Origin of the sequence: Synechococcus sp. R3-13, assembly GCF_047462195.1 — a bacterium.
Taxonomy (GTDB): Bacteria; Cyanobacteriota; Cyanobacteriia; order Thermostichales; family Thermostichaceae; genus Thermostichus.
In genome coordinates, this window is record NZ_JANSIO010000487.1 from 1 (window position 1) to 10247 (window position 10247).

General features: G+C 60.3%; 9 protein-coding genes. 4 read left to right on the plus strand and 5 right to left on the minus strand.

Annotation, left to right across the window (positions count from 1 at the left end; translation table 11 throughout):
- Nucleotides 1-109: 109 nt before the first annotated feature.
- Nucleotides 110-742: a lysophospholipid acyltransferase family protein gene (locus NW856_RS13445; RefSeq protein WP_414400663.1), complete on the plus strand. Its 633-nt coding sequence runs from the start codon at nucleotides 110-112 to the stop codon at nucleotides 740-742.
- On the opposite strand, the gene NW856_RS13450 is transcribed toward NW856_RS13445, so the two are convergent.
- Nucleotides 711-1160, minus strand: a complete 450-nt coding sequence (locus tag NW856_RS13450; protein WP_414400664.1) for a (2Fe-2S) ferredoxin domain-containing protein — start codon at nucleotides 1158-1160, stop codon at nucleotides 711-713. The two genes, NW856_RS13445 and NW856_RS13450, sit on opposite strands and share 32 nt — an antisense overlap.
- Nucleotides 1161-1219: 59 nt before the next feature.
- Between NW856_RS13450 and NW856_RS13455 the strand changes: the two genes are divergently transcribed.
- Nucleotides 1220-1780, plus strand: a complete 561-nt coding sequence (locus NW856_RS13455; protein WP_414400665.1) for a 2'-5' RNA ligase family protein — start codon at nucleotides 1220-1222, stop codon at nucleotides 1778-1780.
- A gap of 22 nt (nucleotides 1781-1802) precedes the next feature.
- Here NW856_RS13455 and gap read toward each other — a convergent pair whose 3' ends face one another.
- From gap to NW856_RS13475, 4 genes are all read right to left on the minus strand, one after another.
- On the minus strand, nucleotides 1803-2822 hold the full coding sequence (gap, locus tag NW856_RS13460) for a type I glyceraldehyde-3-phosphate dehydrogenase (RefSeq protein WP_414400666.1): 1020 nt from the start codon (nucleotides 2820-2822) through the stop codon (nucleotides 1803-1805).
- Between the two features lie 157 nt (nucleotides 2823-2979).
- Entirely contained in the window at nucleotides 2980-3495 is a 516-nt protein-coding gene (locus NW856_RS13465) for a Crp/Fnr family transcriptional regulator (protein ID WP_414400667.1), read from the minus strand.
- Between the two features lie 76 nt (nucleotides 3496-3571).
- Entirely contained in the window at nucleotides 3572-4390 is an 819-nt protein-coding gene (locus tag NW856_RS13470) for an ABC transporter ATP-binding protein (protein ID WP_414357705.1), read from the minus strand.
- A gap of 74 nt (nucleotides 4391-4464) precedes the next feature.
- Nucleotides 4465-4800, minus strand: a complete 336-nt coding sequence (locus NW856_RS13475; protein ID WP_414400668.1) for a hypothetical protein — start codon at nucleotides 4798-4800, stop codon at nucleotides 4465-4467.
- Between the two features lie 370 nt (nucleotides 4801-5170).
- Here NW856_RS13475 and NW856_RS13480 point away from each other — a divergent pair, with 370 nt between their 5' ends.
- A complete protein-coding gene (locus NW856_RS13480; protein WP_414400669.1) occupies nucleotides 5171-8065 on the plus strand; it encodes a helicase-related protein in 2895 nt (964 codons plus the stop codon).
- Nucleotides 8062-10247, plus strand: a 2186-nt coding sequence (locus tag NW856_RS13485) for a DNA methyltransferase (RefSeq protein ID WP_414400670.1), incomplete at its 3' end; no start/stop codon positions are given. The genes NW856_RS13480 and NW856_RS13485, both read left to right, overlap by 4 nt.

Below are 10247 nucleotides of genomic sequence, written 5' to 3' on the forward strand. Positions count from 1 at the left end.
GCCCGCTCCGTACCGCTTAGCGGTCGGAGTCGAGTAGTTTACCACCCACCCTCCACTACACTCAGAAAGGGAACTGCTGCCGGAGTGGCAGGGATCGTTGGACTCACAGATGGGTTATCGCCGCCGGGATTGGTTGGCCTACTGGCTGCTCAAGTGGCTGGTGGTCAACCCCTTGTTTCGGGGACTGTATTTTGGGCGCACCTATGGGCAGGAAAACGTGCCTCGCCAGGGATCCCTCATCGTCGTCAGCAACCACGCCAGCCATTTGGATCCGCCGCTGGTGGCCAATGCGGTGCGCCGCCCGGTGGCCTTCATGGCCAAGGAAGAGCTGTTTCGGGTGCCGGGGCTGAAGCAGGTGATCCAGCTCTACGGCGCCTACCCGGTCAAAAGAGGCGGCTCTGACCGCGCTGCCCTGCGGGCCACGGAAGCAGCTTTGGCGCAGGGATGGGCGGTAGGGATCTTTTTGAATGGCACTCGTACCCCCGATGGCCGCATTCCTCACCCCCACTTGGGAGCGGCCTTGGTTGCAGCCCGCACCCAAACGCCTCTGCTGCCTGTAGCCCTTTGGGGCACGGAAAAGGTCTTGCCCAAGGGATCCCGGTGGCCGCGCTTGTTCTGCCCCATCACGGTGCGCATTGGCGACGTGATTCCCCCCCCTGCTTCCAGCGATAAGGCCGATTTGCAGCAGGTGACGGCAGAGTGCGTGCAGGCTATCCATGCCCTTTTGGATCAGGGGCGCTGAGGGTATCTTGGGCTACCAGATACTCAACAACAGGGATCCCTCCCAAGATGTGCTTTTGAAGAATCTCCTCCACCACCTCCGGCGTGACCGAGTGGTACCAAAACCCACCGGGATAGACCAGCAGCACAGGGCCGGGAACAGCATAGTCGCACGCCCGCAGGCAGTTGGCTTTGGTGCGGTGTACCCGCAGGGATCCCCCGCTCCCGATTTCCAGGTTCAATTCCTTGATCCGCGATTTCAAATAGTCCCAGGCTTCCAATCCCACGGCTTTCTCACAACATTTGGGCTTGGTTTGATCTGCACAAAGGAACAAATGCCACTGGTAGGGCGGAATGGGAGCCGGCTGAGGCGCTTGGCCTGGGGATCCGGTTGCCGAGGAGGGATCCAGGATAGGGGAAGAAGCGACAGGACGCGGCATAACAAGATGTTTGGGCTTGGCTACAGTTGCATTATCCCCTGTTCTCTAGGTTCTTACCGATGCTGGTGGATAACCCCAAGCAGCGACTGTTTCTTGCTCTGCTCCCCCCTCCAGCACTGCAAGAGCAGGTGACAGCCATCAAACAGCAGTTTGCCGAGCAATTTGCCAGCCAAGCGGCCCTGCGCTCGCCTCCCCACATCACTCTGGTGCCGCCGTTCGAGTGGCCCAGTTCCGATCTGCCGGCCTTGACGGGATCCCTAGAGGCCTTTGCCAAGCAGCAAACTCCCGTCGCCATCCAGTTATCCGGCTTTGGGGCCTTCGCGCCGCGTGTCATTTTTATTCACGTCGTGCCCTCCCCAGAACTGCAGCAGCTACAAGCTCAAGCCCATCACCACATGGGGCTCCTTCTCAACCGGAAAGAAACGACCGCTCAAGCCCGTCCGTTTGTGCCCCACATAACCGTGGCCTTCCGAGACCTAACCCCCGCCCACTTTCGCGTCGCCTGGCCGCAGTTCAAGACCCGTTTTTTTCAAAGTTCCTTCACGGCGTCGGCTTTGACGCTTCTCCTCCACGACGGCAAGCGCTGGCAGGTTTTTGCCCAGTTCTTGATGGGAGAATGATGGGGAAGCCAACCGAAGCAGCCTACTCCACCCAGTGAGCAGCCATGTACTCGGCCAGATCCACCACCCGCTGGGAGTAGCCCCACTCGTTGTCGTACCAAGCCATCACCTTCACCAGATCCCCATCCAGCACACTGGTCATCTCCGCATCCACAATGGCCGAGCAGTCGTGGCCGCGGTAGTCGATGGAGACCAGCGGGATGTCGGAATAGGCGAGGATCCCTTTCATCGTGGTTTCTGAGGCTTCCTTCAGGGCAGCGTTTACCTCCTCGGCAATCACGCGCCGCTCTGTTTGCACCACCAAATCCACCAGAGACACATTGGGCGTGGGAACCCGTACCGCCACCCCATTCAGCTTGCCCTTCAGCTCCGGGATCACCAAAGCTACCGCCTTGGCAGCCCCCGTGGTGGTGGGCACCATGCTCAATGCTGCTGCCCGGGCCCGCCGCAGGTCACGATGGCCCCCATCCAAAATCCGCTGGTCGCCGGTGTAGCTGTGGGTGGTGGTCATGGTGGCGCGAAGGACGCCGAACTTGTCCAGCAACACCTTGATGATCGGGGCGAGGCAGTTGGTGGTGCAACTGGCATTGCTGACAATGTTGTGCCGCACCGGGTCGTAGGTGTGTTGATTAACACCGTAGACAAACGTGGGAATGTCTCCCCCCTTGGCCGGGGCGGTGATCACCACCTTTTTGGCCCCCGCTTCTATGTGCTTAGAGGCACCCTGGTAGTCGACAAAAACACCTGTAGCTTCAATAACAAGATCCACTTTCCACTCTTTCCAGGGCAGGTTGCTGGGGTTGCGGTCGGAAACGGCATAGATATGCTTGCCGTTCACCACCAAACCGTTTTCTGCAGGCTCAACGTCTGCTCCCTGCAACGGCCCAAGGATGGAATCGTACTTGAGCAGGTGGGCAGCCGTGCGAGCATCTGAGGTGTCGTTGATGGCAACAATGTCCAGGTTGGACTGGGAGCGACCCAGCCAACAGCGCAAAAAGTTGCGACCAATGCGACCAAACCCGTTGATGGCTACCCTAACCACTGCTCCTGACCTCGCTGCTTGAAATTTCCTGGGGGCTGCTGCTTAGCACATGATATCGCAACCCCTGAACATTCTGAAGACAAAATTTGGGATCCAAGGGGGGCGTCTTCGTGGACGTTGACCTGCAAACCTATGCGGAGCAGGGATTGAGCCTCTTTCAAGCGGGATAGCGCTGGTGCAGCAGAGCCATAGCCGAGGCTACATTTTCTACCCCTCGCTGCTCCAGCAGATCCGTGAACATACTATCCAGCCAGTAAAGGTGCTCGCTGATGATCTGGCTCCAGGCGCGGTAGAGTTTCACCTGGACTTCCAGAGGCAACAGGATCAGCCCCTCGTTGGAGAGGCGCAGGGTCTGCACCTCGGTTATGGTCACTGCTGTAAAGGAGCGCCGCCGTCCCGTCAGCAGAGAAAGTTCCCCAAACAAACGCCCGGCGTGCAGCGTAGCCAGCCAATAATCTCCCGGATGTCGCACATATTGGCGACGCAGCTCCACCACTCCACTGAGGATCATGTACAGGTCACTACTGGGATCCCCCTCTTGAAAGATCACCTGGCCTGGGGAAAAGCGGCTGGGCAACAGGGCAGCCGTCAATGCCTTCCACTCGGCATCTTCCAAGGATTGGAAGAGCAAATGCTCGCGAACACGCTCAAACGGATAACGGGTGCTGCTCATCGCGTCGGTGATCCCAAGGGGGGCTTGAGGCCGGCTCTGTCTCATCCTACCCTTGCTGGAATTGACTTGCAGGGGGTCAGTCCTGGCGGAAGACCTCCCTTAAGCTTTCCAGCACTGCTCCTGTCAGCTCAAAGAAGCGGGTGGAGCGCCAGGTCTCGAAGCCGCGTGGCTGGGGGAGATCTACCGGGATCACCTTGGCAATTTGGCCGGGGTTGGGGGTCATCACCACCACTCTGGTGGAGAGAAATACCGCCTCTTGAATGGAGTGGGTAACGAAAAAGACGGTTTTTTGGGTAGTCTCCCAGAGGCGCAGCAGCTCCAGGTTCATTTTCTCGCGGGTGATCTCGTCTAGGGCCCCAAAGGGCTCGTCCATGAACAGCAGCTCGGGGTCAAAGACCAAGGCCCGCGCCAGCGAAACCCGCTGTTGCATACCTCCAGACAGTTGCCAGGGGTAGCTGTGCAAAAAGTTCCCCAGCCCCACCCGCTGCAACATCGCTTTGGCCCGCTCCTGACGCTCTCGTTTGGAGAGGTGCATCACCTGCAGCGGCAACATCACATTCTGCAAAGCCGTGCGCCATTCCAGCAGGGTCGGGGCCTGGAAAATATAGCCGTAGAGCCGCTCCTGCCGGGCCTGTCGGGGGCTTCGTCCTGCAATGGACACGGATCCCTCGCTGGGCTGCTCCAGATCCGCCAAAATACGCAGCAGCGTGGTTTTGCCGCAACCGGAAGGGCCAATCAAGGCGATAAACTCGCCCCGCTGCACCTCCAGATTGATATCCCGCAGCGCCACCAATTCCCCAGACGGGCTGGGGTAGCGCTTGCCAACCCCACGCAAGCTGACCAGGGATCCCACCTCACCGGCCTGTAATCCGTCAGAGACAAGGGAAGGGTTCATGAAAGAAGACAAAGGTCAGAACAGCCATCCACCCCAAAAAACCAAACGGTTAGTTGACAGACCTGACTGGGTGCCTATTCCTCAAGCACGTAGGAAATGGCGTTTTTGTTGACGCAGATAAACTCCGCATGGGCAACACGGCGGCCATTGATAAATATTTCTGAGTCGGTTAAGGGAACAAACGTGCGCTCGTCGTTGAGCAAGCTGGAGACCCGTCGCTCGAACTCCGTCCCCTCCAGAAACACCTTGCCGCGAATGTCGGTGCCATCCAAGGTGCGAATACGGATGCGCCGCCGCTCCTCTCCGATGGCCTGGGCAGTTTCATAGGCTCCCCGTCGGGCTGCTTTCTTGATTGAGCGACCCGCGGTGCTCATGGCCTCTTGCAAATCATCCAACTGTTTGTCGCTCATGTGCCCACTCTAGAACTCAGCACGGGGCCGAAAAGCAGCCCAATCGCTCCCTGTGGAGTTAAGACTAACACAACCGATCGCTCCACCTTACAAGCCGAGGCGCTAACTCTTGCAAAGCTATGCTCTGCACGTCTGTTGTGGGGCAAGACGAGCAACATCATCAAAAAATCAAAAAAGATAATGAAAGGTGGTTTCTCTCCGCCAGAGCACGGACTATGTCCCAGATTCCCTGCTGATGAAGCCACTGACAGCTCAGGTGGTACTGCGTGTAGGTTAGGAAAGAAACCACGGCCCTACTCGTGCCAACGCCGAAGAGGGATGGGTGTGAGGCTACTTAGCTTTATCTTAGTGCGCCCCCGATGGAGGCTGCATGCATCCTGGATCGATTGTCCGCTGCCGCAACCGCGAGTGGGTGGTGCTCCCCGCTGATTCAGAAGAAATTGTGGTGCTGCGGCCCCTCACCGGCACCCCAGAAGATGCGGTTTGCATTCACCGACACCTGATGAACCTTGTGGGCGGCACCTTGCCCTTCGAGCGAGTGGAGCCTACCGCCTTTCCTTGGCCCTCTGGGGATCATCCTGCCGATGCCACCAGTACCCTTCTCCTCTGGCAGGCGGCCCGGCTGATTTTACGGGAGGGCGCAACTCCCTTTCGCTCTCTGGGGCGCCTCTCGATTCGGCCACGGGTATACCAGTTTGTGCCCTTGCTCATGGCGCTGCGCCTCGATCCGGTGCGGCTATTGATTGCCGACGACGTAGGGGTGGGCAAGACCATCGAGGCGCTGCTGATAGCCAGGGAGCTTTTGGATCGCGGCGAGATCCGACGCCTTTGTGTCCTGTGCCCTCCCTATTTGTGCGAGCAGTGGGCCAGCGAGCTGGCCGAGAAGTTTAACCTGGAGCCAGTGGTCATCCGCTCGGGAACGGTGGGGCAATTGGAGCGAAAAACCCCTGTTGGGCGCAGCCTCTACGAGCACTTTCCTGTCCAGGTGGCCAGCATTGACTTCGTCAAGACCGAGCGCAACCGCCACCCATTTCTGCAATTTTGTCCTGAGCTGGTCATTGCCGACGAAGTCCATGGGGCAGCGGCGGCCCATGGCAAAAACCAGCAGGAGCGCCACAGTCTGCTCAAAGCGGTGGCCCAAAACCCCAACCGCCACCTGATCCTGCTGACGGCAACTCCCCACAGCGGTGTCGAAGAGGCCTTCCGCTCGCTGCTGGGGCTGCTGCGGCCCGAGTTCGAGACATGGGATCTCCAGGATCTCAACGAAGACCAACGCGTCCAGCTAGCCCGTCATTTTGTCCAGCGCACGCGGCGAGATATTCGGGAAACTTGGCAGGAGCTCACCTGTTTTCCAACCCGGGAAGCTGAAGATGAAACCTACACCCTTTCTGAGGGGCAGCGCAAGCTGTTCGAGGACACCTATGGGTTTTGCTCGGAATTGGTGTGCACAGGGCAGCAACTAGAGAAGCGCCAGCAGCGAGTGCGCTACTGGGGAGCGCTGGCCCTTTTGCGCTGCGTAATGTCCAGCCCGGCGGCAGCAGTAGCGGCATTGCACAATCGCAGCGGAGCAACCCTGGAGGCAGAAGAAGAGGTTGAGGCAGAACTGAGCCGCTGGGTGTTCGAGTCGGCAGAAGAGCGTACCGACGATGAGCTGCCAACGCCAGCTCTTGAAGCCGCAGACCCAACCCTGCCGGATAGCGACCGCCGCCGGTTGCAGGCCCTGGCCCGTCTGGCCAAACAGCTCCAGGGCCCAGAGCACGACACCAAACTGGCGCGGGCCATCGAGCTGGTGAAAAAGTTGCTTCAGGAAGGTTTTCATCCCATCCTCTGGTGCCGCTACGTTGCCACTGCGGAGTATCTGGACAGTTACCTTCGGCAACAGCTGGGATCCCCAGCCCAAGTAGCCTGTGTAACGGGCAGGATGGGAGACGAGGAGCGGGAGGCCAAGATCGCGAACCTGGAAGTTGACCGACCACGGGTGCTGGTGGCCACCGACTGCCTCTCGGAAGGGATCAACCTGCAGGAAAAGTTTACAGCCGTCATCCACTACGACCTGCCCTGGAACCCCAATCGGCTGGAGCAGCGGGAGGGCCGGGTGGATCGCTACGGCCAAAAGGCCAGCCGGGTCAAGGTCATCCGCTTTTTTGGCCGCGACAACCCCGTAGATGGCGTGGTACTGGAGGTGTTGCTCAACAAAGCGCGGGAGATCCACCGCACCCTGGGCACCCACGTGCCTGTGCCGGAGGCTAGCGAAAGCGTTACCCAGGCTGTGCTCGAAGCCCTCTTCCTGCGCAAGGGACACTGGTCCGCCGAGCGCCAGCTAACCCTCGATCTTGGCGTGCCGGAAGTGGATGAGTTTCACCGGCGCTGGGATCGCTCTGTCGAACAGGAGCGGCGCAACCGCACCCGTTTTGCCCAGCGGGCCCTCAAGCCTGAGGCAGTGCAGCGGGAGCTGGAGGCCACCGATGCCGTGCTAGGGGATCCCGAAGCTGTGCGCGAATTCTTCCTGGCTGCCGCCCAGCGCCTCAACCTAGCCATAACCCCAGGGAAGCGGTCGGGGGTCTACCAGGTTAGCGTCGGCTCCGAAGCCACTGCCACCTTGCCGGAAGCCATTCGCCTGGCCCTGCCCCCTCCCAAAGGCGGGCGCTGGCTAATCAGCTTCGACTCGCCCACGCCCGAAGGTGCCGAATACATTGGCCGCAACCACCGCGTCGTGGTTGCCCTGGCCCAGTTTTTGCTGGAGGAAGCCCTCGACAACCCAGAGAAAGGGGATGCTGTCGTCTCCCGCTGCGGCGCTCTACGCACCCGAGCGGTAGTTGATCTTACAACTCTACTGCTGCTGCGGGTGCGCTACCTGGTGGAGCAACCCCAGGGGCAGCCTCTCTTGGCGGAAGAGGTGCTGGTGCTAGGCGGTGTTGGCCTGGAGAGCGGCGAGGCCCGCTGGCTGGAGACGGGCGCAGCTCTCCAACTGCTGGCCACGGCCAAGCCGGATGAGAACCTACCGCTAGCGGAAAAGCGGGAGCTGGTTCAGCATCTCCTGGCCTGTCTCGGCCCGTGGCAGGAGACAGAGGAAAACTGGGGAAGGGATCACCGGCTGCAGCAGGCGGCGCGGGAGCGGATTTTGCAGCGTGCTGCTGAGCTGGAGGCTGCCCATAGGCGCATCCGCCAAGCCGTGTCCCTACAGGGGCGGGGGCTGAAGGTGAAGCCGCAGCTTCCCCCCGATCTTTTAGGACTCCTTGTTCTCCAACCGGTGGTTTGCCGATGAGCGAGTTTTCTGGGGTACGCATCGAAGGAGGCCTGTTGGGGCCCGATATTCTCGAAAAGCTGCTGGCAGGGGATCTGCCAGGACAGAAGCCAGAAGACTTCGGCTTTAACAGCAAGCGCGGCCCAGTCGAAGAGATTGCCGCGGTCTTTGCCGATTGTCGAAAGTACTGGGAGGCCTTCCAGAGCCGCCTGCAGCGCCTGCCCGAAAGCGATCTCGCCACCAGCATCACCCGCGATGCCTGGGCGATCCCCTTCTTCAGTTTGCTGGGGATCGAGGTGCGCTATCAACCGCGCGCCTGCGAGGTGGACGGAATGAACTTCCCCATCTCGCATCGCATGGGCGAGGCGGAAGACGCGCCACCGGTGCACATCGTCGGCGCACGCCAGGAGCTGGGCCGCGTGCCGGCTTCTGGCCGGCCTCGCCTGGCACCCCACTCGCTGCTGCAGGAGTATCTCAACCGCAGCGAGCACCTCTGGGGCATTGTTACCAACGGATTGACCCTGCGCCTCCTGCGGGATTCCACCTATGTGCGTCGGCAGGCCTATGTGGAGTTTGACCTGAAGCAGATCCTAGAGGAGCAGCGGTTTAACGACTTTGCCATCCTCTTTCGGCTGCTGCACCGCAGCCGCTTGCCCCAAACGGCAGAGCTAGCAGGGGATTGTCTGCTGGAAAAGTACTACCAACAGGCCCTGGAGCAGGGTGGCCGGGTACGGGAACGGCTGCGGGAGGGGGTTGAGGAGTGCATCAGGTTGCTGGCAAATGGGTTCCTGGCCCATCCCAAGAACCAGAGGCTGAGAGCGCGGCTCTTGTCGGATCCCAGGGAGCTCTACCGCCAACTGCTGCGCTTGGTCTACCGGTTCCTGTTCCTCTTGGTTTCCGAAGAGCGGGGGTTGATGAGCAGCGCGGCGCTCTATCGCGAGCACTACAGCGTGACGCGGCTGCGGCGGTTTTTGGATCGGCAAAGTGCCCAAGACGAACACGAGGATCTCTGGTGCAGCTTGCGGGTGCTCTGGAGGGTGCTTTCCCAAGAGGAGCTGGCGGAGCTGCTGGGGGCTGCTCCTCTCAACGGAGAGCTGTTTGCCCCTCTGGAGCTGGATGAGTGCAGCCTGAGCAACCGGGATCTGCTGCAAGCCTTTTCGCACCTAGCCTACTACCGAGAAAACCCCACCTCTCCCCTTCGGCGGGTCAACTACGCGGCACTGGATGTAGAAGAACTGGGATCCGTCTACGAAAGCTTGCTCGACTACCAGCCTCAGATTGTAACTGGGCAAGGGGCGCCTCGCTTTGAGTTGAGCTACGGCTCAGAGCGCAAGAGCACAGGCTCCTACTACACCCCGCCGGAGCTAGTGGCCGAACTCATCCGCTCGGCGCTGGAGCCAGTGATCGAAGAACGGCTGAAAGCCGCTCGCCCACCTGAGGAAAAAGAGCAAGCGATTTTGTCCATCCGTGTGTGTGATCCCGCCTGCGGATCCGGTCACTTCCTGCTTGCTGCCGCCCGCAGGTTGGGCAAGGAACTGGCAAAGATCCGCACCGGCGAAGAGGAACCCGCCCCCGAGCGTGTCCGCGAGGCCATCCGCGATGTGGTGGCGCACTGCATCTACGGCGTGGACAAAAACCCGCTGGCGGTGGAACTCTGCCGCGTGGCCCTGTGGCTGGAGGCCCACTGCGCCGGCAAGCCCCTCACCTTCCTGGATCACCACATCAAGTGCGGCGATTCGCTGGTGGGTGTCTTGGATTTGGCGATTTTGGAAAAGGGCATCCCCGATGAAGCCTTTACCCCGGTTAGCGCTGACTCCAAGGAGGCTGCCCGCTCGCTAAAGCAGCGCAATCGCACCGAGTGCCAGAGTTTGCAAACAGGGCAGCTTTCCCTTGCTTTTGACACTGACCAGGTGGTGGCTGAGCTTAGCCAGGAGCGACAGAAGCTAGAAGCCATTCCAGACAACTCCCCGGCAGAGGTTAGCCGCAAGCAGCAGCTCTACAGCCGCTACTGCCAAGACCCGCAACACCAAAAGCTAGTGGAAGCCTGCAACCTGTGGACAGCCGCTTTTTTCCAGCCCTTGATCCCTGACTTCTCTAGGGCCATTACCACCCAAGCCGTGGCTGATCGACTGCAGGAGAGAACCCCCTCCCAGGCCCTTGCCACTGCTCAGGCCCTCGCCGTCGAGAACCGGTTTTTCCACTG

What these genes read in the sequence shown, in the direction of transcription:
- NW856_RS13465 (WP_414400667.1), bottom strand. Translation starts at nt 3,495, where the DNA reads ATGAGCAGCACCCGTTATCCGTTTGAGCGTGTTCGCGAGCATTTGCTC.
- NW856_RS13455 (WP_414400665.1), top strand. Translation starts at nt 1,220, where the DNA reads ATGCTGGTGGATAACCCCAAGCAGCGACTGTTTCTTGCTCTGCTCCCC.
- NW856_RS13480 (WP_414400669.1), top strand. Translation starts at nt 5,171, where the DNA reads ATGCATCCTGGATCGATTGTCCGCTGCCGCAACCGCGAGTGGGTGGTG.
- NW856_RS13470 (WP_414357705.1), bottom strand. Translation starts at nt 4,390, where the DNA reads ATGAACCCTTCCCTTGTCTCTGACGGATTACAGGCCGGTGAGGTGGGA.
- NW856_RS13475 (WP_414400668.1), bottom strand. Translation starts at nt 4,800, where the DNA reads ATGAGCGACAAACAGTTGGATGATTTGCAAGAGGCCATGAGCACCGCG.
- NW856_RS13450 (WP_414400664.1), bottom strand. Translation starts at nt 1,160, where the DNA reads ATGCCGCGTCCTGTCGCTTCTTCCCCTATCCTGGATCCCTCCTCGGCA.
- NW856_RS13445 (WP_414400663.1), top strand. Translation starts at nt 110, where the DNA reads ATGGGTTATCGCCGCCGGGATTGGTTGGCCTACTGGCTGCTCAAGTGG.